At 39.8% G+C, this 25,382-nt stretch carries 12 protein-coding genes; 7 read left to right on the forward strand and 5 right to left on the reverse strand.

Annotated features, from left to right (window positions below; all coding sequences use genetic code 11):
- Positions 1-117: 117 nt before the first annotated feature.
- The 3 genes from MWU78_RS11445 to MWU78_RS11455 form a co-directional block, all read right to left on the reverse strand.
- Positions 118-2,433 carry a glycoside hydrolase family 65 protein gene (locus MWU78_RS11445; protein ID WP_246997876.1) on the reverse strand — a complete coding sequence of 772 codons (2,316 nt, stop codon included), beginning with the start codon at positions 2,431-2,433 and terminating at the stop codon, positions 118-120.
- A 107-nt stretch (positions 2,434-2,540) separates the two neighbouring features.
- Positions 2,541-3,194, reverse strand: a complete 654-nt coding sequence (gene pgmB, locus MWU78_RS11450) for a beta-phosphoglucomutase (RefSeq protein ID WP_246997877.1) — start codon at positions 3,192-3,194, stop codon at positions 2,541-2,543.
- Positions 3,195-3,358: 164 nt separating this feature from the next.
- Complete coding sequence (locus MWU78_RS11455) at positions 3,359-4,378, reverse strand: LacI family DNA-binding transcriptional regulator (RefSeq protein WP_246997878.1); 1,020 nt, start codon at positions 4,376-4,378, stop codon at positions 3,359-3,361.
- 371 nt (positions 4,379-4,749) lie between these two features.
- Between MWU78_RS11455 and MWU78_RS11460 the strand changes: the two genes are divergently transcribed.
- Positions 4,750-7,872, forward strand: coding sequence for a SusC/RagA family TonB-linked outer membrane protein (locus MWU78_RS11460; protein ID WP_246997879.1), 3,123 nt, complete (start codon positions 4,750-4,752; stop codon positions 7,870-7,872).
- Positions 7,873-7,882: 10 nt separating this feature from the next.
- The gene (locus MWU78_RS11465; protein WP_246997880.1) at positions 7,883-9,439 is read left to right on the forward strand and encodes a RagB/SusD family nutrient uptake outer membrane protein; all 1,557 of its coding nucleotides are present in this window, start codon (positions 7,883-7,885) and stop codon (positions 9,437-9,439) included.
- Between the two features lie 206 nt (positions 9,440-9,645).
- Here MWU78_RS11465 and MWU78_RS11470 read toward each other — a convergent pair whose 3' ends face one another.
- Positions 9,646-11,298, reverse strand: coding sequence for a solute:sodium symporter family transporter (locus MWU78_RS11470; protein ID WP_246997881.1), 1,653 nt, complete (start codon positions 11,296-11,298; stop codon positions 9,646-9,648).
- Between the two features lie 409 nt (positions 11,299-11,707).
- Between MWU78_RS11470 and MWU78_RS11475 the strand changes: the two genes are divergently transcribed.
- The 5 genes from MWU78_RS11475 to MWU78_RS11495 all read left to right on the forward strand — a co-directional run bounded on the left by MWU78_RS11475 (position 11,708) and on the right by MWU78_RS11495 (position 21,621).
- Positions 11,708-15,064 carry a VCBS repeat-containing protein gene (locus tag MWU78_RS11475; protein WP_246997882.1) on the forward strand — a complete coding sequence of 1,119 codons (3,357 nt, stop codon included), beginning with the start codon at positions 11,708-11,710 and terminating at the stop codon, positions 15,062-15,064.
- On the forward strand, positions 15,057-18,305 hold the full coding sequence (locus MWU78_RS11480; protein ID WP_246997883.1) for a VCBS repeat-containing protein: 3,249 nt from the start codon (positions 15,057-15,059) through the stop codon (positions 18,303-18,305). The genes MWU78_RS11475 and MWU78_RS11480 overlap by 8 nt, the downstream gene beginning before the upstream one ends.
- A 140-nt stretch (positions 18,306-18,445) precedes the next feature.
- Positions 18,446-19,792 carry a vanadium-dependent haloperoxidase gene (locus MWU78_RS11485; protein WP_246997884.1) on the forward strand — a complete coding sequence of 449 codons (1,347 nt, stop codon included), beginning with the start codon at positions 18,446-18,448 and terminating at the stop codon, positions 19,790-19,792.
- Positions 19,793-19,865: 73 nt separating this feature from the next.
- Positions 19,866-20,762, forward strand: a complete 897-nt coding sequence (locus MWU78_RS11490; RefSeq protein WP_246997885.1) for a GyrI-like domain-containing protein — start codon at positions 19,866-19,868, stop codon at positions 20,760-20,762.
- A 1-nt stretch (position 20,763) separates the two neighbouring features.
- Positions 20,764-21,621: a hypothetical protein gene (locus tag MWU78_RS11495; protein ID WP_246997886.1), complete on the forward strand. Its 858-nt coding sequence runs from the start codon at positions 20,764-20,766 to the stop codon at positions 21,619-21,621.
- A gap of 27 nt (positions 21,622-21,648) precedes the next feature.
- Here MWU78_RS11495 and MWU78_RS11500 read toward each other — a convergent pair whose 3' ends face one another.
- Positions 21,649-25,356, reverse strand: coding sequence for a metallophosphoesterase (locus MWU78_RS11500; RefSeq protein WP_348647080.1), 3,708 nt, complete (start codon positions 25,354-25,356; stop codon positions 21,649-21,651).
- Between the last annotated feature and the right edge of the window lie 26 nt (positions 25,357-25,382).

Below are 25,382 nucleotides of genomic sequence, written 5' to 3' on the forward strand. Positions count from 1 at the left end.
TTAATAATTTTTTTCCACGAACACCTTTTGTTTCAATTTATTTAAGTGTTTTTACAAAATAATCCCAATCGCGCATTTTTTGAACATTCCTGGGATTGTTTTATTGTTGCTAAAAGACTAGGGAGCTGATGAATAGTTTTTTTTGCCAGCGGTTAAAACAACACGTTTTCCATTCACCCGAATAGACATTTCATCCGTCCCTTCCAGGTCAAAGGTGGTTTCGTTTTCCGTAACCGTGACCTTTAAAATTCTATTCCTAAAATTTACCTTGAAGGAGTAGGATGTCCATTCCTTTGGTATTCTTGGGGTAAAGGATAATTTATCATCTAAAATCCTCATCCCTCCAAAACCTTCCACTATGCTCATCCATGTACCTGCCATTGAAGTAATATGGAGTCCTTCTTCCACTTCCTTGTTGTAATCGTCCAAATCCAATCTCGAAGTACGTAGATAGAAGGCATACGCCTGATCCATTCTATTCAATTTTGAGGCCTGAATACTATGAACACATGGGGATAGTGAGGATTCGTGCACTGTAAATGGTTCGTAAAAATCGAAATGCCTTTCCAGTTCTTCGGTGGTAAAATGGTCTTCAAAGAAATAAAATCCTTGAAGGGTATCTGCTTGTTTTATATAAGGCGATCTTAGAATGCGGTCCCAACTCCATTTTTGATTAATGGGTCGATTCTTTTTGTTCAATTCCTTTACCGGGATAAGTTCTTTGTCCAAGAAGCTATCTTGTTGCAAATAAATACCCAATTTTTCATCAAAGGGGAAGTACATTTTTTTGGCCACCTTGCCCCAGGCTTTGGTCTCCTTTTCTGCAAGTTTGGTGACTCCTATAATTCTATGATAATCATCCGGATAACCCTCTTTTACTTTTTGAAGTTCCTGTAAGGCATAATTAATGCACCATTTGGCAATATAATTAGTGTACCAGTTGTTGTTTACATTGTTTTCATATTCATTGGGACCCGTAACGCCCAGAATTACATATTTGTCTTTCTGGGTAGAAAAGGTGGCTCTTTGATGCCAAAAACGGGCTATCCCTATCAAAACCTCCAGGCCCATTTCCGGGATGTAGGTGTAATCTCCCGTAAACCGGAAGTAATTATATATGGCAAAGGCTATGGCGCCATTACGATGTATTTCTTCAAAGGTTATTTCCCACTCGTTATGGCACTCTTCTCCATTCATGGTGACCATGGGGTATAGGGCCGCCCCATCTACAAACCCTAATTTTCGGGCATTTTCAATGGCCTTTTCCAAATGGTTGTACCTATACGTCAGCAGGTTTCTTGCTACTTTTTTATTTTTGGTAGCCATATAAAATGGAATACAATAGGCTTCTGTATCCCAGTAAGTACTTCCGCCGTATTTTTCCCCGGTGAATCCCTTTGGCCCAATATTAAGTCTGGAATCTTTTCCCGAATAGGTTTGGTTTAAATGAAAAATATTAAATCTAATTCCCTGTTGCGCGCTAACATCACCGTCGATCATAATATCGCTCATTTCCCATATTTTGGCCCAGGATTTTTTTTGTAGATCCAATAGGGCATCAAAACCTAATTCGGTCACCTTGTACAAGGCCTTTTTGGCAGCAGAGATCAATTCATTGGCCTTATGGTTGGTAGAGACCGTATAACCACCAAATTTAATCAACGATAGGGTATCTCCTTTTTTGATTTCTTTTTTAAAGTGATGAACTGCAGAAGTCTCGGAAATTGCCTCTAATGGCTTTTCTTTTTCCAAATTATTATTATGGTACAATTTGGACTCCATAAATGTACAGGTAGAGAAATTGGTCTTCATGGTATGGGCCTCAATAAACGCCTGAAAACCATCCGATGAAACCCCGGTAGTGTTCCAAAATTGGTCGTCCCAATTGGTGTCCTCATTGGTTATGCCACTATCTATATAAGGGTGAAAAGCTATGGAAGTATCTTGGTTTATCGGAGTAATTTCATATTTAATGGCACCCACTTCATCATGGTCCAAACTTAGGAATCTGGTAATCTTTACTTCTATAACGGCATCATTGGGCAGGGTTGCTTTAAAATTCCGGGTATACCATCCTTCCTGCATGTTTAATTCCCTGCGAAAATCCGCTACGTTTTTACAGGTATTTAGATCCAAGGTTTCCCCATTGATAAGTACATTTATTCCAATCCAATTAGGAGCGTTCAATACTTTTGCAAAATATTCGGGATAACCATTTTTCCACCAGCCTACCCTTGTTTTATCTGGGTAGTACACCCCGCCTATATAACTTCCCTGAAAAGTAGGACCGGAATATTTTTCTTCAAAATTGGCACGTTGGCCCATGGCTCCATTTCCAAGGCTGAATAAACTTTCAGAGGATTTTACCCTGTCCTTTTCAAATCCTTCCTCGATAATAGACCAGTTGTGGGGCTTTATATAATCTTGATTCATTATGCTAGTGTTTGTGCGTTATCGTAATAGGTGTATGGTCGTTTTCTGTTGTTTTCAAACTAGAAATTACCAAATTAACCAAATATTGTCAATGTTCGCCCTAAACTTTATTCCATAAGACGATTTATGAATTTAACATCAATTTCCGTAAAATTCGCAAATACGAAATTTGCCTTGGAAAGTACTTTTGCTTCGCCTATGCCTATGCTCAACATTCCCGCATTGTTGGCGGCCTCTATTCCTGCAACTGCATCTTCAAAGACCACACAATCTTCGGGATGTACCCCAAGTTGTTCAGCGGCTATTAAAAAAACTTCTGGATCGGGCTTGGCTTTGGTAACGTGGGTTCCGTCTACAACGACATCAAAATAATCCATTAATTTTACCTTTTCCAGAATAGGGCGGGCATTTTTGCTGGCGGACCCTAAGGCTATTGGCATATTATGGTTTTTAAGAAAAGAAAGTACTTTTTGCACATCCGGCAGGATCTCAGATTCATCCATGTTCTCAATAAGTGACAGATAATCCTCATTCTTTTCTACCAGCCAGCTGTTAAATTGTTCTTTTGTTGCTTGGATACCGCCAATATTCAAGAGAATTTCCAAACATCTTTTACGACTTACCCCTTTAAATTGTTCGTTTTGTTCTTCGGTAAATTCAAAGCCCAGCGCATTGGCCAATTTTCTCCATGCCAAATAATGGTACTTGGCGGTGTCTACAATAACGCCATCCAAGTCAAATATAAATCCTGTTTTCTTCATTCTTTATGATATCAATTAAAATCTGGCAGGGTTAAAAAAATTGGATTTGTAATAGCCGAGGGGGTCGGTACCCCTGCATTCCAACTTTAAATTTCCGTGAGTAACGGAAATAATAGGTTAGCCCCTTTTCAGCAACCAGCTTTTTCAATATAATATTGTAAAACCTAATTCACTGTTGATCCCCGTTCTATAATAGTGGGTTCCAAAACCCTTGTGGTATAGGTTTCCTCCTCCAACTCACTTTCTACCTTTTCAATAAGCATTTCTGCTGCTATTTCTCCCATATGTTCGCCATGTTGTGCCACTGCCGTGAGCCCTGGAGAGGCGTATTTGGACAATAGACCATCCGTAAAACCAATAAAGGAAATATCCTCTGGAATTTTTAAGCCCTTGCTTTGTACCAACCGCATACTGTGGATGGCAAAAATTTCATTCACACTCAGTACGGCGTCTACTTTTTCACGATTAAAAAAATCTTCGATCACCTTTTCGTCAATGGTCATGGAAGGAAATTTTAGAATTAGATCCTCGTTATAGGCAATTCCATTGTCGGATAATGCCTCACGATAGCCGGCAGCTCTTTCCCTACTAACACTAAAATAGTCCTCAGTAGTGATCATGGCAATTCTTTTCCGACCGTCTTTTATGAATTTGGTCACGGCGTTGTAGGCCCCTTTTTTGTCATTGATAATGACTTTATCACATTTTATATCCTCAGTTACACGATCAAACAATACTATGGGAATTCCTTGTTCTGTAACTTCCTTCAAATGGTTATAGTCGTTTTTTAGTTGTGTGCCGGCAGAAAGGGCCATTATAAATCCGTCTATACTTCCGTTGGCCAGTAATTCCATATTAATGACTTCCCTATCGAAAGATTCGTCGGAAACACATACAATGACATTATAACCTTTGGCGTTGGCGTATTTTTCTATACCCCGAAACACAGTAGTAAAAAAATGATGGACAATGTCCGGAATAATTACTCCAATATTCTTGGTGCGCTTATTCTTTAAGCTGATGGCAATATTGTTGGGCTTGTAGTTGTATAATTTTGCAAAGGCCTGGACCTTCTCCTTAGTATCCGATCCAATTTCCTCACTATTTTTCAATGCTTTGGAAACTGTGGAAATGGAAACCCCTAATTCCCTTGCAATATGTTTGAGGGTGATTTTTTTCTTCAAAGGTGATTTTTTTTCAAAGTGAATATACTACTAAAAATACAAAAGCATTTGGGCCTTTTTGGCACAAATTAGACTATTTAATATCGGAAGCGTAAAAATAATACAATGATTTAAGTACGGAGGCCAAATTTAGATAAATGTAAAGATAGTATTGAAATATGTCAAAATATCATTATCTTTAAGAAAGATGTATATTCGTACAAAGTTTAATAATTACGTTTTTGAAAAAATTGAAGGCGACTAAAACGTTTTCGGTAATATTTCAGTGTTAAAAACAAGAATATAACAAAATATTGTAATTATATGATTTATCTTCGGAATAGGAACTTTAAACTCAATCTATTATTTAACTCAATTAAAACTAACAATGTATGAAGCTTAAATTACTTAAAAGCTTTTTGCTATTTGGAACATTTTTATGTTTTGGATTAGCATCAGCTCAAGAAGTATCAGGTACTGTATCTGATGCAACTGGCCCCTTACCGGGAGCCAGCGTCGTGGTAAAGGGAACTACCAATGGCGCACAGACAGATTTTGATGGAAATTTCATTCTTAGTGATGTGGATGCAAGTTCCATCCTTGTTATTAGCTATATCGGCTACAAAACACAAGAGGTCGCGGTAGGTAACCAGACCACTATCAACATAATGATGGAGGAAGATGCTCAGGCATTGGCAGAGGTAGTTATCATTGGTTATGGTACTACTACTGTTAAGGATGCCACCGGAGCGGTTTCTGCAGTAACTTCAGAAGACTTTAACGGAGGGGTTATTTCCTCGCCTGAACAATTAATTCAAGGAAAAACGGCCGGTGTTCAAATTTCCCAAGGAAGTGGGGAACCTGGTTCCGGTGTTTCTATTAGGATTAGGGGTACATCGTCGGTTAGGTCCAACAACGATCCATTATTTGTGGTCGATGGTGTTCCACTTCCTTCTGGAGGTAGTTCCTCTGAAGGAACGGATATAGGTGTTGGTTCTAGTTCGGCTAGAAACCCACTTAGCTTTTTGAACCCAAATGATATAGAAAGCATGAGTATCCTAAAGGATGCTTCCTCGACCGCTATTTATGGTTCCAGAGGTGCCAATGGGGTAGTAATCATTACGACCAAGAGTGGTAAAGGCGGTGCACAGGGTGGTACCTGGGAGTTTTCTTCAGATCTAAGTTTTTCATCACCGTCCAACGAATTTGATTTATTGAATAGGAGCGAATTCCTATCTGCTGTTTCTGCCTTTGGTGGAGCAGCAACGGACTTGGGCAATGATACGGATTGGCAATCTTTAGTCACTAGAAATTCATCTTCGACCAATAATAACCTTGCCTACTCCCAAAATTATGGTTCAGGTAACGTACGGGCAACTTTTAACTACGGTAAGCAGTTTGGGATAGTTCCAAAATCTTCCCAGGAGCGGGTTACAGGTAGGGTTAATCTTACCCAAAGATTATTTGATGATAAATTAAGGTTGGATTTACAAAGTACCATTTCCCGTGTAAATGACGAGGCACCACCATTAAGTGGTAGCGCAGGGTCCACTGGGGATATGTTGGGTTCTGCCTACTCCGCCAACCCTACTTGGCCAGCCAATAGTTCATTCAATCCGGGAGATAGGATCAACCCGTTGAATTTGTTGGAGAATTGGCAAAGTTTAACCTATACGGATCGTTTTCTGGTCAATTTTTCAGCTTCCTACGATATTGTGGAGGACTTAACGGCCAAGGCTACTGTGGGTTATGATAAATCCACTTCTACTCGTGAAGCTGAATTGGGAAGTAAATCCTTTAATGTGGGACGTGGCGCAGGTGGTAATGGTAGGGGCACCATAAACGACCTTGATTTAGAGAATAGATTGCTGGAATTGACCCTGACATACAAGAAAGAGTTCGATAATTCGGTATTGGATGTTCTAGGAGGTTTTTCGTATCAGGATTTTAATACCCAAGGTAGAAATGTTGAAGGTTGGGGATATGGAACTCCAAATTTAAATAATATGGCCAGGAATTTAACCGATGCGGCCAGCAAGATTGAATCGATGATTACAGGCTCTTACCAGCAGTATGGATATGCTTCTGGAGGTGATGCCGATCTTTTCGTGAACAGACTTTTTCCAGATCCGAAAACAGACTTTTTGGGAGAGGTAAGCATACCTGTTAAATCCGTTTTCACTAATACTTTTGACAATACGGATGAATTACAGTCCTTTTTTGCCAGGGCCAATTATAGTATAGCAAGCAAGTATTTGTTTACTGCAACGGTTAGGGCCGATGGTTCTTCGCGTTTTGGAGGAAACAACCGTTATGGTATTTTCCCTTCCGGAGCTTTTGCTTGGAAAATCAACGAGGAAGATTTTATGGGCGACGCCATGTCCACCCTAAAGCTTAGGTTAAGCTACGGTATTACTGGTAACCAGGATGGTTTGGGGTATGGTAGGTTCGTTAGAAGGGAACGATATTCCACTACGACCAATGGTGATCCAAATATCAGTGATGGTGGAGACGTTAACGTGCCTGGTATTTCTACTGTGGAATTTGCCAATCCCGATTTAAAATGGGAGGAAACTACACAATATAACGTAGGTCTGGATTTTGGGTTTTCCAATGATCGCTTTAGTGGGTCAATTGATGTATACCGTAAGGAAACAAGGGATTTACTGCTTAATATAGAAGCGGCCCAACCTTCTCCTCAGCCTACTTTTTTCCAAAATTTGGATGCAGTGGTGTTGAACCAAGGAGCTGAATTTTCACTTAACTATGACATTTTACAAGGAGCAGATTACGGATGGACCGCTGGGTTTAACGTGGCCTACAACAAAAATGAAATTACGGATTTCGATGGGGAGATTGCAGCAGGAACCATTCGTGGTGCTGGTCTATCCAACGCATTCGCCCAACGCCTGGCCTCTGGACAGCCTTTGTATTCCTTTTATTTAAGGGAGTTTACAGGCTTCGATGCTAACGGTAACCCTGTACATGAGGGTGGTGTGGATAACCAACAGTTTGTTGGTAAAAGTGCATTACCGGATTTCACAGGAGGTTTTTCAACCTCGGCCAATTATAAAAACTGGTCGGCCTCCATGTATTTCAATGGTCAGTTTGGCAACTATATTTACAACAATACCGCCAACGCCTTTTTTACCGGAGGTGCCATTGGCAGTGGTAATAATGTAACACAAAATGTGGTGGAATTGGCAGGACAGGAAGGTAGATTTGCCGAAGCATCGGTTTCTACTAGATTCTTGGAAAAAGGAGATTTTGTAAGATTGCAAACCGCATCCATTTCTTATGACGTTCCTTTAAAAGAAGGCTTGTTCAAGTCTATGAGACTTAGTCTTACCGGTCAGAACCTTTTTGTGATTACGGATTATTCCGGTCTTGATCCAGAGGTTAGTGTGGCACCGGCCAGTGCAGCCCTTTTAAATGGGTTGCCTATAGCGGGTATAGACTATAGCGCCTTTCCGAGACCAAGAACATACACATTAGGATTTAACGTAACTTTTTAATCATAGCATTATGAACATACAAAAATATATGAAACCCGTTTTCGGCTCCATATTCGTGTTGGTAGGCCTTGTTGCCTGTACCAATCTGGAGATAGAAGAAACGGATTCGATCATAAGTACAGCAACCGATGGCGGCTTTACACCGGTGGCCAATCCGGCTTCCTCTCTTAGTGACCTTTACAACAAAGTGGGTGGCGACTTTGCAACTCAGGAAACCATGTACGCCATGTCCGAGGTTACTACGGATGAGCTGTTGATACCAACGCGTGGAACTGACTGGGGCGATAATGGGATATGGAGACAGTTGCATACCCATACCTGGACCCCTGCGCATTTATTTATTAAGAATGCATGGAACAATTTAAATCAGAATGTATTTAGGGCTTCCGAAATTATAGAAAGTAATCCAGATGCGGCAGTATTGGCTGAAGCCAAATATTTAAGGGCCTTTAATATGTTTTTTCTGATGGACTTTTTTGCTTCCGTACCCTTTAGGGAAGTGGATGAAGGTCCTGATGTTAATCCAAAAGTGCTAACCAGAAGTGAAGCTTTTAGCTTTGTGGAGGCCGATTTGTTGGCGGCATTGCCGGGATTGCCAGATGGAAGTCCAGGTACCGCCAATACAGGTACCGCCACCAAGGCAGCGGCAAATTTTCTTTTGGCAAAAATGTATCTAAATGCTCATATTTACAATGGGGGTACTGTTGATGCCGCAAATATGCAAAAGGTTATCGATGCTGTAGATGATATTGCGGCTCAAGGTTTTGCCATAGAAAATGGATATTTTCAAATATTCGAATCCTCGGATGATAATGAGACCATTTTCTTTTTGAATAGTGATATTGGGGCGAGGATTTGGAATAGTATGCATTATAATATGAACTCTCCGGATAATACTGGCGGAGGCTGGAACGGATTTTCTACCCTGGCCGAATTCTACGACTCTTTTGAAGGTGATCCCAACTCCAATTATGTGGGTGATGGTCAAGAAGAACGAAGAGGTTGGGTACCTGATGCTTCCAATGCCAACAATGTTAATTTAGGTCTTGGATACGGCTTTTTAATCAATCAGCAGTACAATGAAGACGGTACTAAATTAAAAAATAGACAGGGTGGAGATCTAATATTGAAAAAAGAGTTGACCTCCTTGGTAGGTAATGGAGAAGCCGACGGTATCAGAATTCTTAAATACCATCCAAATGACGGGGGAGAAATTAACTCTTTTAGAAAGCACCAGATTCTTTTTAGATATTCCGATGCCCATTTAATGAAGGCTGAGGCTATGATGCGTATGGGTGGAGACCCAACGGCTATGGTCAATACATTACGACAGGCTAGGACCGATACCCCAGATTTACCCAGTGTAACCGAGGATGTATTACTGGCAGAAAGAGGTAGGGAGTTGTTTATTGAGTTTTGGAGAAGGAACGATTTGGTAAGATTTGATAAATTCACCGCACCTTGGAGCTTAAAAGAGGTAAGTGGAGATCCAAATTTAAATCTTTTCCCAATTCCAGAAACTGCATTGCTTTCCAATCCCAATTTGGTTCAGAACCCTGGATACTAAGAATTAAGTTTAAGTAATTTATATAATGTAAAAGAGGGCTGTTCATTTGAACAGCCCTCTTTTTATTTTCTATGGGTCATAAACCTACGATTCGGTACAATCTATGTGCAAAAGGTTGATTATCCCCAAATCCCACACCCACAATAACCAAAGAAGGTATCTACTTTGTTTTAGTACAACACTCTTTTGATTGTCAGTCAATCCTATTATTTGGCAAAAAAGATATAGATTCCAATTACTATAACTATTACGGCGAGCCCTACATGATTTACATATTTATAGGGTTCAATGGAAACTTGCTTGGTATATTCCAATTCAAAAGGTTCCTTTCTGGGGTAAAACTTACCTATAAGAAGCATGATTCCCGCATTGGTCACAAATAAAATAGCCATTATGTGTAAATAGTGGGGATAAGCATCAGCTTCCACCAATTTCAATGCCGCAGGATCGGTAATTCCAGAGGCTTTGGCCGATTCCAACGCCTTTTCCACAAACTGACCTTTAAGGATAAACTGACTTATAATATATAATAAGGATCCCGAAAATATGCCTATTTTGGCAGCAATGGCAGGGACTCTTTTTGTTAAATATCCAACTACGATGATAGTAAAGATCGGGATACTATATATACCATTTATTTCCTGTAGGTAATTAAAAAGACTTCCTGCATTGGCAATCAAGGGAGCAATGAACATGGCAGCCAGGGCTAGACAAATACCAAAAATCTTACCGTACTTAACTACTGTTTTTTCAGGGGCCTCTTTATTAATGTGCTGCTTGTAGATATCTATACCGAATAAGGTCACCGAACTGTTTAGGACACTATTAAAGGAGCTTAAAATGGCTCCAAAAAGTACAGCGGCAAAAAATCCGACCAAAGGTTTGGGTAAAACAGCCCTTACCAGTTCCGGATAAGCAAGGTCGCTGGATGCCAGTCCGCCATCAAAATAGTGATAGGCGATCATTCCTGGCAATACCAAAATTAAAGGTCCCAGAATCTTTAAAAAAGAGGCCAATAACAATCCTTTTTGACCCTCTGCCAAATTTTTAGCTCCTAAAGCCCTTTGAATGATCTGTTGGTTGGTACCCCAATAAAAAAGTTGAACAAGCATCATACCAGTGAAAATTGTGGAAAATGGTACTTCCTGTCCCGTTTCACCCGTTGAGTCGAATCTTGCGGCATCCGAGCTAATTAGATTATCAAGACCAGTCAACATATTGCCGTCCCCAATAGCCATCAAACCAAAAATTGGGATAAGAATACCACCAACAATAAGACCAACAGCATTAATACTATCTGAAACAGCTACAGCCTTTAATCCTCCAAAAACTGCATATATAGAACCTATTATTCCAATTCCCCAGATACAAAGAATCAAGGCCGTTGTTTCTGAAACACCCAAAAGTTCCGGAACATTGAACATGCCACTTATTGCCACCGATCCGGAATACAGGATAACCGGCAATAGTACTACCACATACCCTGTAAGAAATAATCCTGAGGTAATGGTTTTTGTAGTGATATCAAATCTTTTCGCCAGAAATTGGGGAATTGTGGTGAGTCCTCCTTTTAAATACCTAGGTAATAAAAAAACGGCAGTAACTACCATGGCAATAGCCGCCAATGTTTCCCATGCCATAACAGATAAACCGTCCGTATAGGCACTTCCATTAAGACCAACTATTTGTTCGGTGGAAAGGTTGGTAAGAAGTAATGAACCCGCAATTACTCCAGCGGTGAGGCTTCTGCCTCCCAAAAAATAACCGTCAGAGGAATTTTCATCGGTTTTTCGGGTAGCTAGATAGGCAATAAGGGCAACCAAAAGGGTAAAGCCCACAAAAGAAAGAATTCCTAACATTATAAATAAAGTTTAATTGATTGGGCTAAATATATTGGATTATTTATAATATTCGGCAAGCATAATTAATTTATCACAAAATCACCCCCCAAGAAATATCAAATTACTATCATAAAATCGCAAATAAATATCAATTATTAACAGCGGCGGCAAGGTAATTTATTGAACTTTAGTTATCTTGGTCTTAAATTTTAAAAATTGATTTTTCTCTCTTTGGATACCGGTCTGCTTAACCATTTTAAATCTTATGAATTGTGGTCAATGTGGGAGTTTTTTGTAGAAACTACTATTCCTTGTGACGCGTAGATAAAATTGTTGGGTAATGGATTGAATCTTTAAAGTGGTGAAAAGGCATAGAATACTATAAAGGTATTTTAGGCTGTCTTAAAAAAAATAATCACAAAGATATATGGGTAAACTAAATGTAAGGGTAAGCCTTATTTTATTGGTATTGCTATCGTTGGGTTCCTGTTCCCAAAAAAAAGAGGTTGATAAAACGACAGAAATGAAGGAGGAGACCCTATTCTCCTTATTGGCTTCCGAAAAAACGGGAATCGACTTTGTAAACAAAGTGGTAAACCAGAAAAATTTTAACATTTTTAAATACAGAAATTTCTACAATGGAGGAGGCGTTGCCATTGGTGACATTAATAACGATGGCCTTCCCGATATATATCTTACCGGAAATATGGTCCCCAATAAGTTGTATTTAAACAAGGGTGGCTTAAAATTTGAAGATATTTCTGCAGCGGCAGGGGTTGAGGGCAACAAGCCGTGGTCTACAGGGGTAACCATGGTAGATATTAATAATGACGGATTTCTGGACCTATATGTGAGTAATGCCGGAAATATGGAGGGCAATAACCATGATAATGATCTGTACATAAATAATGGTGACCTTACTTTCACCGAAAAGGCAACTGAGTACAATTTGGCGAAGACCGGTTTTTCTACCCATGCCTCATTCTTTGATTATGATAAGGATGGTGACCTGGATGCTTATATCTTAAATAATAGCAATGTGCCAGTTAGTAGTTTGGGCTATGCTGAGCAAAGAGAGGTAAGGGCCCAGGATTGGGCGGGAGTTCCAGATATATTTAAAGGTGTAGGGGATATGCTCTTAAGAAATGACAACGGTAAATTTGTGGATGTTAGCGAAGAAGCCGGTATTTATGGTAGTTTAATTGGTTTTGGACTAGGGGTTATGGTCAGTGATATCAACGGAGATCTCTATCCTGACATCTACGTTTCAAACGATTTTTATGAAAGGGATTACCTCTATATTAATCAAAAAGATGGGACCTTCAAGGAGGAAATTGAACAATGGACCTCCCACTTAAGTTTATCGGCTATGGGTATAGATATGGCCGATATAAACAATGACGGATTTGCCGATATCTTTATTACGGACATGCTTCCCGAAGGGGATCAAAGAGTAAAATCGGTTATGGAGTTTGAAGGATACAATGTGTTTAAATTAAAGCAGAGTAAGGATTTTTATCAACAGTACATTCAAAATACCTTGCAGTTGAACAATGGGAACAATTCGTTTTCCGAAGTAGCCTATTACAGTGGGGTAGCCAAAACCGATTGGAGCTGGGCCGGTCTATTATTTGATATGGATAATGACGGATTAAAGGATATTTACATTACCAACGGCATAAATCACGATTTGACAGACTTGGATTTTGTGGACTTTTTTGCCAATGAAATTATCCAGAAAATGGCGCTTACCGGAGAGAAACAATCCATAGACTCCATTATTGCGAAAATGCCCATTGCACCACAACCCAATTACGCTTATAGGAACAAAGGAGATATAACATTCTCCAATGAAACCAAAAAGTGGGGCTTGGATTTGCCCAGTATGTCCAACGGTGCGGCATACGGAGATTTGGACAATGACGGGGATCTGGATATAGTGGTCAATAATGTAAATATGCAAGCATTTATATATGAGAACCACAGCGATAAAAAGTCGGAAAACAATTATCTTAAATTAAAATTTGAAGGAAGTGGGGCCAATCAATTTGCCATTGGAACCACGGTGAAACTTTTTTTTGACAATCAAGTCATAGTACAGGAATTGATGCCTTCCAGAGGGTTTCAATCCTCCGTAGATTATGTTATGACCATTGGTTTGGGCAAGAATGCCACCATAGATTCCATGCAGGTAATTTGGCCGGATGATCGTACCCAAAAATTTAATAATATTAAGGCAAATCAATTCCTCACCCTCAAAAATTCTGAAGCCCTGGATATATTTGTTCCCAATAAAAAAACAATTACGAATCCACTGCTCAGAGAATTGGGCAATTCCAAACTCTTAGTACATAAAGAGAATAATTACAATGACTTTGATTATGAGGGTCTTATCTCTAAAATGCTTTCCCAAGAAGGGCCGGCTCTAACGGTAGCCGACGTAAATGGTGACGGCAATGAAGATGTTTTTATTGGAGGCGGAGCCAACCAGGCCGGAATACTCTATCTTCATGATGGTAAGGGTGTATTAACACCTACCAGACAAAAAGCTTTTGAAAAGGATGGGGCCCTGGAGGATACCGCTGCAGCATTTTTGGACGTAGATGGTGATGGGGATATGGATCTTATGGTAGGAAATGGAGGTAATCAGGTTGGGGATGAAAAACACTATCGTGCAAGGCTCTATATTAATAATGGAAAGGGGATTTTTGAAGCTTCAAATTCAATTTTGCCAAGTACCTTTAAAAATATTGCCGTAATAGCTCCCCAAGATTTTGATAATGATGGTGACATGGACGTATTTATCGGGTCCAGAAGTGTTGTTGGAAATTATGGCTTGGATCCGGACCATTTGTTTTTGGAAAATAACGGTGACGGCACTTTTGGAGACGCCACGGAACGTTTGGCATACGACACCAAGCAAGCTGGGATGATAACGGACGCCATTTGGGTTGATATCGATGGCGATGAAAAGAAAGATTTAATAACCGTTGCCGATTGGGGAAAACCCATAATTTATAAGAATTCCGGTAAACGATTATCAAAAATAAACACGGCATTGGATAGCCTAAGCGGATGGTGGAATGCTATTAGTGCCGAGGATTTGGACAACGATGGCGATTATGATCTAATTCTGGGAAATCAAGGGAGTAATGTGCCCTATTCCTGTTCCAAAGCCAATCCCATGAAATTGTGGATAAATGATTTTGATAACAATGGGACCATAGAACAGATTACCACTCGTAATTTTGAAGGAAAGGACTATCCCATTCATCAAAAGAAGGAACTAACTACGCAAATGGTAGCCCTGAAAAAGCAGAACCTTAAATCCTCCGAATACGCCAAAAGAACTATAGACGAATTATTTTCAAATGACAACTTTAGCAATACTATTGTCAAGGAAGGTACCGTACAAGAATCCGTAATCGCAATAAATGAAGGGGGAGGAAAATTTACTATTAAGAAATTGCCGGGGAGGGTACAATTGTCTTGTGTTTGCGGTATTACATGTGCCGATGTCAACAATGATGGTTATTTGGACCTAATAATGGGGGGTAATAATTTTGAATTCAAGCCTCAATACTCGCGTCTTGATGCCAATTTTGGAAGTATTCTTTTAGGAAATGATAAGCTCGACTTTGAATGGCAAAATTACGATGAAAGTGGATTTTTTATTAAAGAGGAGGTGAAAAATATTGAACAGTTCAAGGATAAAAATGGAAAACGATTTGTCATTGTTGCCATTAATGATAACAAACCAAAAGTATTTGCGCTGGATGAGTAGAGTTACATTATATATTTTATGTTCAGTGCTTCTCATTGGTTGCGGCTCTAAGCAAGGTGAAATTTTCAGGAACCCATCACCAGATGAAACCGGGATCGACTTTCAGAATACCATTACGGAAACCGATGACCTGAACATATTGGACTACCTATATTTCTACAATGGCGGAGGAGTGGCCACTGGAGATATTAACGGGGATGGGCTACCCGATATTTTCCTATCCGGTAATCAGGTAAAAAATAGATTATACCTAAATGAGGGTAACTTAAAGTTTAGGGATATATCCGAAACTGCTGGTGTATCTGGGAATAGTACTTGGAACACCGGGGCCATAATGGGCGACATAAATGGGGACGGACTACTGGATATTTACGTTTGTTCGGTAGTAGGTATAAATGGATTTAATGGGCAAAATGAGCTTTATATAAACAACGGCGACAATACCTTCACAGAAAGTGCAGCCGAATTTGGTCTCGATTTTGATACTTACAGCAGTTCTGCCGCTTTGCTGGATTTTGATTTGGATGGGGATTTGGATATGTATCTGCTCAACCATGCCGTACATACACAACAATCCTACGGGAAGGCCGCACTTAGGGAAAAGAGAAATGCACAGTCTGGGGACAGACTTTTGCGCAATGATGGGGGTGTATTTGTGGATGTTAGTGAAGAGGCCGGAATTTACGGTGGCGCCAACGGATATGGGTTGGGCATTGCCGTGGCCGATTTTAATCAGGATGGATATCCGGATATCTATGTTGGGAACGATTTTCACGAGGATGACTATTATTATCTCAATAATGGCAACGGTACATTTTCTGAACAATTGCGCAGTTATTTTGGTCATACCACCAAGTTTTCCATGGGGAACGATGTTGCCGACATAAACCATGACGGATGGCCAGATCTAATTTCTTTGGACATGCTTCCCGAGGACGAAAAGGTACTAAAATCTTCAGAGGGCGATGACCTTACCCAAACTCAAATATTAAGGGTAGATAGATTTGGATATCACTACCAATATTCCAGAAATATGTTGTTTGTAAACCAACAAAATACTCCATATGCTGAAACGGCGATCCAAAGTGGTATTGCAGCTACCGACTGGAGTTGGAGTGCGTTATTTGGCGATTACGACCAGGATGGGGAACAGGATATCTTTATTTCCAACGGTATTCCAAAAAGGCCCAACGATCTGGACTTTATTAAATTCGCCTCCGATGAACAAATTAAAAATAAGCTTAACAACACCAAATTGGTGGATCAGCAGGCCCTGGATATGATGCCTTCCGGGGTGACCCACAATTATGTTTATAAGGGAGGGAAAGATGTGAAATATAAGGATATGTCCGGGATTTGGATGGTAAAGGATACTCTTATTTCAGGAGCTACGGCCATGGCGGATCTGGACAATGACGGCGATTTAGATCTGATAATCAATACATTAAACAGTACAGCAGCATTGTACATCAACAAAACGGACGCCAAGGCCAACTATATAAAATTGAGGTTTAATTATACATCCAAGAATAAGTATGGTATTGGCACCAAAGTCTTTGCCTATCTAAATGGAAAATTACAGTACAAGGAACTGTATACGGTTCGGGGATTCCAAGCCTCATCGGAACCCATGGTTCATTTTGGTTTTGGAAAGCAGGACAAGATTGACTCCTTAAAAATAGTTTGGCCAAATAGGACCTACCAAGTTTTAAAAGAGGTTGCAGTAAATCAAGCCTTGATTATTTCCCCGGAAAACACCAAACCCTTCAATTATAATTCGCTACGGCCTTTATCCAAGAAGATATTTAATAAAGTGGAAGGTAATTTGGGCATCAATTTCACCCATGAGGAAGATAATTATCTGGATATCAATAGACAAAAATTAATTCCATATCAAATATCCGATCGTGGTCCAGCCTTGGCCACAGGTGACCTGAATGGTGATGGAAAAAATGATTTATTTTTTGGAGGTTCCAAATACATTCCGTCAAGAATATTTCTTCAGGGAGATACCACTTATGTGGAAAAAAGGATTGCAAATATTGCGAACGACTCCATAAAAGAGGATGTCGCCGCCATTATAGCCGACCTAAATAGTGACAAAAAGAACGACCTTTTTATAGGAAGTGGAGGAGCTGATTTTTACAATAAGATGGCTCCCTTAACAGATAGCTATTATCTTCAAAATGAAACGGGATTTGAGGCAAGTGAGTTACCGGAGTTTTTTGAAAATGCGGCAGTAATACGGGAATGTGATTTTGATAATGATGGAGATCTGGATTTATTTGTTGGCAATAATGCCATAACGAACGATTTTGGGAATATCCCAAATTCCTATTTGCTTAGGAACGATCAAGGTAAGTTCTCCATAGTGGAAAATAAAGAACTACAAAAAGCCGGAATGGTAACGGATGCGGTTTGGACCGATTTTGACAATGATGGAATTCTGGATTTAATTGTGGTGGGCGAGTGGATGTCGCCAAAATTCTTTAGAAACAATAAGGGTCAGCTTACGGAGCAGATGCTATTGGATAATACTTACAATGGACTTTGGGAGTGCATAATACCTTTTGATATTGACAAGGACGGAGATCTGGATTATCTACTGGGAAACTGGGGGAACAACACTAAGTTTAAGGCTTCACATGATTATCCTATGAAAATGTTTTATTCGGACTTCGACCAGAACGGAAGTACCGAGACCATTGTGGCCACAGAAAAAAGTGGTGATTATTATCCATTGGAAGGTTTGGATGAGCTTTCCTCCCAAATGGTAGGCCTTAGAAAGAAGTTTACCACGTATAAGGACTTTGCTGGCAAACCCATAAACGAGATTGTTGATCCAAAGCCACTAAAGAATTGTACTGTTTTAGAGGTAAATACCCTACAATCCGGTTTTTTGGAGAATAATGGTGGTAAATATTCCTTTGTTCCCTTTAAGGCGGAACTACAGCTTGCTCCCATAAGGGCATTTTTAGAGTATGATTTTGATAGGGACGGAAGTACAGAGATTTTGGCGGCAGGGAACTATTTTGGAATAAAGCCATATCACGGGAGGTTAGATTCTTTCTCAGGAGCCTTGATAAAAAATGAAAATGATGTAATTTTGGGTAACAAAATAGGGCTGGAGCTGCAATTTAAGTCGGTAAGACATTTAAATATGATAGATTTGAACGGTAGACCCTATTTATTGGTCACCTATAACAATGATCAGGCTCAGGTATATGACTTGAGAGATTAAGAATTGTAGAATGGCTGCACTATTCTTGAAGGGATATTTTGAAGTTAAAATGAAGTGAAAGATTATTTCAAAAAAAAATAAAATGGAAAAGGTCATGACAAATTACCTCTGACCTCTTTAAAACAAATAAGTATAAACTGATGAAACAATATTTAAGATTAATCCTATTATTTGCAATTATAGTCTCCTGTGAAAATAAAGAGGAGCCAATTGTTATTTCTCCCCAGGATCTGCATTATTCCATACACAAGGTAACGGAAGTTATGATCCATGACATTTTTTCGCCTCCAGTGGCAAGTAGAATTTTCGCCTATCCCAATATTGCGGCATATGAAATTATAGCGCTCAATAATAATGAATACAAGTCTTTGGTAGGTCAGGTAACAGATTTGACGCCCATTCCGAAACCTGGGCAGGACAAATCCGTCAATTATCAAATGGCTGCCCTTATTGCACATATGGAAATAAGCAAGCGATTAATTTTTTCCGAAGATAAAATTGAAGCGCATCGGGATAGTCTGTACGCAAATTGGCAGGATAAAAACTTGACGATGTTCAATAATTCCAAGGAATATGGCCTTCAGGTTGCAAAGCACATAGGGGATTGGTTGGATAAGGATAATTATAAACAGACGAGAACGATGCCCAAATTTACCATCAATACGGACGACACCTCGCGTTGGCAGCCAACGCCACCTGCCTATATGGATGGTATAGAACCACATTGGAGCAAAATTCGGCCTTTTGTGATTGACTCGGCAAATCAGTTTATACCTGCTCCACCGCCAGTTTTTTCCATGGAATTGGGTTCCGATTTCTATAAAGAGGTAAAAGAGGTCTATGACATAAGCAATGAGATTACCGCAAAAGGGGATACTTCCGAAGAAATTGCCATTGCAAAGTTTTGGGATTGTAACCCCTATGTCTCCGTAACAAGGGGCCATTTAATGTTTGCCACTAAAAAGATTACACCCGGGGCACATTGGATAGGGATTACCAAAATAGCTTGTGAAAAAACAAATTCAGATTTTGATCAAACGGTATTTGCCTATACCAAGACCTCTATGGCCATAGCCGATGCCTTTATAAGTTGTTGGGACGAAAAATACCGATCTAATCTTATAAGGCCCGAAACGGTAATAAACCAGTATATTGATGAGAATTGGCAGCCAGTGCTTCAGACCCCTCCTTTTCCGGAATACACTAGTGGACATTCTGTGGTTTCCGGTGCGGCAGCTACGGCCTTGACCAGTATTTTTGGGGATAATTTTTCTTTTGATGACGATACGGAAATACCTTATGGCTTGCCAATAAGAAGTTTTACATCATTCAATCAGGCTGCAGATGAAGCCGCTATTAGCCGAATGTACGGTGGAATCCATTATAGGGCTGCTGTGGAAATTGGGGTTGGACAGGGTAGGAATTTGGGTAAATTTATTGTGGGCAAACTGGATATGAAAGAAAAAAAGGCCTTGGCGTCGAAATAATGTCAAGAGTTAATTACCTATTAAACCATCAATAATTTACAAGAGTCACCTACCTGGAATAAAATTAAAATTCGTGAGAAACAAAATTATTTACTTTGTAGCTTTCCTTCTAATAATATCCTTGGTTTGGTATCTTTTTTTAAAACCCTATGATTATTCGGTTTCCATTAAATCCAAGACATTCCCAGGAACCATAAATCAGAGTATAAAATTATGGGGCAATGCCAATAAAAATACGGTATTGCTGGAACAAAGAGATTTTTTAAGCATTGATCAGCAGTTATCGTTCAATGATTCCATATTCCAATATCAGTGGAGAATCGCCCCTATTAATGATTCAACCTCCAGGATAAAGGTATACATCAAGGATGTTGACCATAGTTTAATGAACAAATTAAGTATTCCCTTTTCCGACACGGACTTCGAAAAACGGACCAAAAGGACCATCCTTGAGTTTAACGATCTGTTGAATGACCATATTGAAAAGTTCAGGGTTACTGTAATGGATACCCTTCAACAGCTTCCAGAAACCTATTGTGCCTATATACCCTTAAAAGCTTCCCAACTTTCCAAAGCAAAGGGAATGATGCAAAATTACCCCATCCTTAGTACGGTTCTTGTTGATAATAATGTTGAACTAAATGGAAGGCCATTTTTGGAAATCACCAATTGGGATAGGGAGGTGGACAGTATTTCCTATAATTTTTGTTATCCAATTATAAAAAGTGATAGCCTGCCACAAAATGGAATCATTAAGTACAAGAAGTTTAACGGCCTTAAAGCTTTAAAAGCTGTGTACAACGGTAATTATATTACTTCTGACCGTGCTTGGTACGCTTTGTTGAACTATGCTGAAAAGAACGGGTTAGAAGTCTCTGAAACCCCTGTTGAGGTGTTTTTTAGTAACCCAAATATTGGCGGAAATGAAATTGAATGGATAGCTGAGATATACATGCCCTTAAAAGAATAAGATGAAAAAATACTTTTTTTTATTGCTCTGGATCATTGTTGTGGGGTGTGCCCATAACTATGGACAATTGACCTACGTTACCAAACTTCCCCATAAATTAACGGAGAATTCCGGAATAGTCCCTTCCAAGGATTCTACGCTCTGGTTCGTTATGGATAGAGGTAATCCCGATAAAATTTATCAGGTTAATTATGAGGGTGATCTTTTAAAGGAATTAAAAGTGAAAAATGCCAAAAATCACGATTGGGAGGATTTGGCGAGCGATGGGGACAATGTGTATATAGGGGATTTTGGAAATAATGGTAACGACCGAAAAAATTTGGCCATCTACAAGATCCCAAATCCGGATGCTGCAACAGGAGATGATATTGAAGCGACAAAGATTGAATTCAATTATCCAGAACAGAAAGATTTTCCTCCAAAAAAGAAAAAATTGCTATTTGATGCCGAGGCCTTTTTTTATTACCAGAACAATTTTTATATAGTAACAAAAAACAGGACACATCCTTTTAACGGAGAAGCATTGTTGTATAAGGTTCCGGCTATTGAGGGGAAACATGAGGCCCAATACTTAGGTTCCTTTTTTCCTCCAAAAGGAAAGATAAATGGTCAGGTAACTTCAGCCGATATTTCCCCTGATGGTAAAACAATAGTATTATTGGGAAATGGAACCTTATGGGTGTTTACAGATTTTACAATGGATAATTTCCTTTCCACTGGAACCTTAAAAACCATAGACCTAGGCGTCTATACGCAATTGGAATCCGTTTCCTTTACCAATAACAATACCTTATTGCTTTCGGATGAGGAGTCCGGAAAAACGGGAAGAAACCTATATTCTTTTGTGCTGGGCAACTAAACCAATTGCAAAACTTACAGTTTAGAATTAAAAACCAAAACCAACACCAAAGGTAAATCTTGGGCCGTCAACACTGTTGAACAAGGCTACCCTTGCCGTCATCACATCCGCTCCATTAAGAAAAAATCCCCCTCCGTAGGAGGTGTGCCATAGGTCGGAATTTTCGTTGGGTGTCCAGACCCTTCCGTAGTCAAAACCTCCATATACCCCCAACGTAACAGGTAACAATCCTGTTTTAAGGCTTTTAAGGCTAAATCTAAGGTCTGTATTCTGGTAATAGCTGGTCTTACCGGAAAACCGTTGGTTTCTAAAGCCTCTAAGCCCATCTATCCCTCCAATACTGGCTGCTTGGTAAAATTCGTAATCGTCCCCTAAATTAAAATGGGCCTTCCATTTGGTGGCAAGGACCAATCTGCCATTGGATGCCAATTTATGATCAAAAGAAAGACTTGGAACTATATAGGCATAGGCTTGCCCCCGGTTCTCCAAACTCGCATTGTATCCCAAGAGTAGTCCAGTTGACATTCCCATAGTGGGGAAGGCGGCATTGTCCAAATTTTCATAGCTGTATTCCGCGTCCACCCCAATAAAACTGTTTCTGTTCTCCTCTCCGTTGGCTAGGTAGAAGGTATTCACAAACCTATCTTCGGTTTCTTCCACTTCCAGACTTTCCAAGGTAATGCCTGTTCTAAATTTTGCCCCCAGCTGTCCACGCCAAACCAGAGATGGAGAAAAACTTAAGTTTTGAATTTTTACCCTATTGTAATCCATATCCAAAGTATCGTCTAAATTTTCGGTCTCATTCCCGATTCCAAAAAAGTTAATGCTAAAATTGGGGCTGGTAAAGCGGGCGGCCAGTTCTAAATTCCAGTTATCCAATATATGGGCAAACTCTCCTTTGTAGCCCAACTCAAAGCCATTAGTGGCGAAATAATAGGCGGCATTGTAATTGTGTTGGGTAGTATAAGGGTTTTGCCGTAGTCCATAAAAAGTATTTGTGGCATTAAAGCCAAGCTTTATGCCGTCATCGGGATTGAATCCTATGGTCGGAATTATCTGCCGTGTGCTGTTCCTAAGTTTTAACGGTTGATAAGTGTTGGTCTCGTAATCGTTGGTAAGTCTTAATTTTGCTCCATTTATTTTCTTGAACGTGTTTTTTTTGGACTTATGGTCATAAATCCATGTGTTGCTGCCTTCTGATATATCATAAACATCGTTGTTCTGTCCACCTATAAGTCTAATTTTTATTTTGTTGCGCTTACCGCCTGCGACCTCGAAAATGTCATCATCGTCCAGGCCATAGACCCAAATTTCCTTTGTGATATTGTGGTTAAATTTCTTTTGAAAAAAGAGTTTATCCTTTTTCCCACTTATGTTTCGATAAGCTTTTATTTCTACTTCTTGCTCGGACAAATTGTTAATTTGAAACCAATCGTCCTTGTCGGTACCTTTTATGACAACATATTTGTTGATTGCCAAAAAGTAATCATCAGCAATTTTGGGAAGGTTATTGATGCGGGATATAAGTATATTCTTTAAGTCAAGGATATTCTCGTCCAAAATTTCTTGAGGGAAAGCTCTAAAGGCTTCATCTATTACCTCTGGAGTTAAGTTTTGCTGTATATAACGCACCTCCTTCTCCCAATCCTCCTTTGTAGTTTGGGCCAATAAGGTTACATCCAGGCCGTAGGCACTCTTGTTAAATGCCACCACATTTCTAATGTCATTATTAAATCCCTCCATCATTTGAAGGGCAGGAATTATTCTTGTTGCAACACCCATTAGGGCCCCATCTCCCCAAATGGAATACACCTGGTCACGATCCCTTGGGATGGCTTCAAAAACAATCTTTCCCGTTTCCTTGTCCTTGATTTCGCCCCAGCGCCATTGATCGTCATGCCTATCCCAATCACCCATCACCATATCAAACAAGCGGGTCTTTAAATATCTTTCAGTATTGACCACATATTTTTCGTCCCGCTTAATTTTATCGATCATGTCCCAGGTACTTTCAATTTTATTGATATAGCCGAAACTGCCCAAATTCCCATGACCATCGCCCACCTGTTCTTCAAAAATGTAAAGCTCATCCCCAAATTCACCATTAAATTCCGCTAAGGCGGCTTGTTTTGGGATATAGTATAATTTAGGGTTGGTATGGTAGAGATCTAGTGCATCGGAAAGGGTTCCTACCGTAAGAAGACCGTAGGGCAAGGCACCGGTATAAAAATCCATTAAGAGTTTTTCGGTATAGGTATCCTTAAATTCCCCTATCACGTATTTATCCTTAAAGGCCATGGCCTGTAAATAGACCTCTGCACTCTTTTTAACGGCCCTCATTACGTATTCCTTGCCATTTTTATCGGACAATCTAAGGGATTTGGATTGGTTTCCCCCGCCTTTACGGACGGGTTTTAAACCGCCATACAGCGTGTCCAATCTAAGGGTGGGGGCCTTTACTTCCGTGCCGTAGTATTTCCTATACCTATCGCCCCAAATAGTTTTGAAGAATTTGCTTTTTTCAATATCTTCCTTTGAGTAAACAGATGCTTTAACCTCTTGTGTAAAATCTTTGTCATCATATGCGTAATTTTCGGTTCTATCCGCTGGCAGTACCTGTGTAGAAAATAGAAGGGCGGGATCATTATTTTTCCCAACCCCAAAATATCTTACCTGGGAGGAACCATCATTGTACACCTTTAACTCTGCAAAGCCCATTCTTCCCGTGGAGAATTTGGAACCGTTCAATAATCTGGTAGCTCCTTCCTTGGCCCCGGAACCACTAACGATCTGGGGGATATTATCCTCCACAATATATTGAAGTGTATGTTCGTGTCCTGAAGTCAAAATAACTTTCTGCGAATACTGCGCTATGGTTACTAGACGATTCCTTAATTGCGTATATCTTTTATTTTGGAGATCGGCGTAGGAGGCTCCACTAGTTTTTCTAATAAGGTTTACAAAAGAACCTAATATAGGGAGGGGGAATTTGCTGCCTGTAGGGTTTAAATGAAGTTTTGCCGAATACTGTCCGCCATGTGGTCCATAACTGAACATGGGGTGGTGAATTGCCAAAATGGTAGTCCTGTCCCTATTTTTTTTGATAAGGCTTTCCAGTTCCTCAAAAAATGTTTCTCGGTCCTTTATTTCACATTTATCGTTCATCCTAGGGTGTTTGTCCCAATTGGTCAGGTACCATTCCGTATCAATGGCGATAACCACTATTTTATCGGTGATATCTATTTTCTTTATAGGGCACCCATCTTCGGGAAAAAAGACCTCTTTGCTATCCAATTTTTTTTGGATGTATTTTTGTTGTCTTTCCAGCCCTTCCAGCCCTTCATTGTACCAGTCATGGTTTCCGGGAATAAATATGGGATTGCCTTTAAATTGGGCCAGGGTCTTTAGTTGCGCATCTAGGTTGTTTTTAGCTTCCAAGTAGGCCTGGGTGGAGTCCTTTTTGTTGGGCATTCCGGCAGGATAGATATTATCTCCCAAAAAGAGGGCGGTACTATTTTTGTTGGCTTTTTCCAAAGCTTTTTGGAAAGCCTTAAGTGCTTCACTTTGACCATCCATAGGGGATTTTCCAGCATCCCCTATCAAATAAAAAGTGTGCAGCAATTCGCTGTCACTAGTTATGTCTGCCACAGCGGAACTTTCCGCATATTTTGTTTTGTAGGTAGCACAGCCTGCCAATAGAAAAAGTATCAATATAAGTAGGTAATGTTTCCTCATGTACATCTGTTTAGAAATCAAAATTT

Origin of the sequence: Arenibacter sp. F26102, assembly GCF_023015865.1 — a bacterium.
In the GTDB taxonomy this organism is placed as follows: Bacteria; Bacteroidota; Bacteroidia; order Flavobacteriales; family Flavobacteriaceae; genus Arenibacter.

What these genes read in the sequence shown, in the direction of transcription:
- MWU78_RS11500 (WP_348647080.1), bottom strand. Translation starts at nt 25,356, where the DNA reads ATGAGGAAACATTACCTACTTATATTGATACTTTTTCTATTGGCAGGC.
- MWU78_RS11465 (WP_246997880.1), top strand. Translation starts at nt 7,883, where the DNA reads ATGAACATACAAAAATATATGAAACCCGTTTTCGGCTCCATATTCGTG.
- MWU78_RS11470 (WP_246997881.1), bottom strand. Translation starts at nt 11,298, where the DNA reads ATGTTAGGAATTCTTTCTTTTGTGGGCTTTACCCTTTTGGTTGCCCTT.
- MWU78_RS11485 (WP_246997884.1), top strand. Translation starts at nt 18,446, where the DNA reads ATGAAACAATATTTAAGATTAATCCTATTATTTGCAATTATAGTCTCC.
- MWU78_RS11495 (WP_246997886.1), top strand. Translation starts at nt 20,764, where the DNA reads ATGAAAAAATACTTTTTTTTATTGCTCTGGATCATTGTTGTGGGGTGT.
- MWU78_RS11480 (WP_246997883.1), top strand. Translation starts at nt 15,057, where the DNA reads ATGAGTAGAGTTACATTATATATTTTATGTTCAGTGCTTCTCATTGGT.
- pgmB (WP_246997877.1), bottom strand. Translation starts at nt 3,194, where the DNA reads ATGAAGAAAACAGGATTTATATTTGACTTGGATGGCGTTATTGTAGAC.
- MWU78_RS11445 (WP_246997876.1), bottom strand. Translation starts at nt 2,433, where the DNA reads ATGAATCAAGATTATATAAAGCCCCACAACTGGTCTATTATCGAGGAA.
- MWU78_RS11460 (WP_246997879.1), top strand. Translation starts at nt 4,750, where the DNA reads ATGAAGCTTAAATTACTTAAAAGCTTTTTGCTATTTGGAACATTTTTA.
- MWU78_RS11475 (WP_246997882.1), top strand. Translation starts at nt 11,708, where the DNA reads ATGGGTAAACTAAATGTAAGGGTAAGCCTTATTTTATTGGTATTGCTA.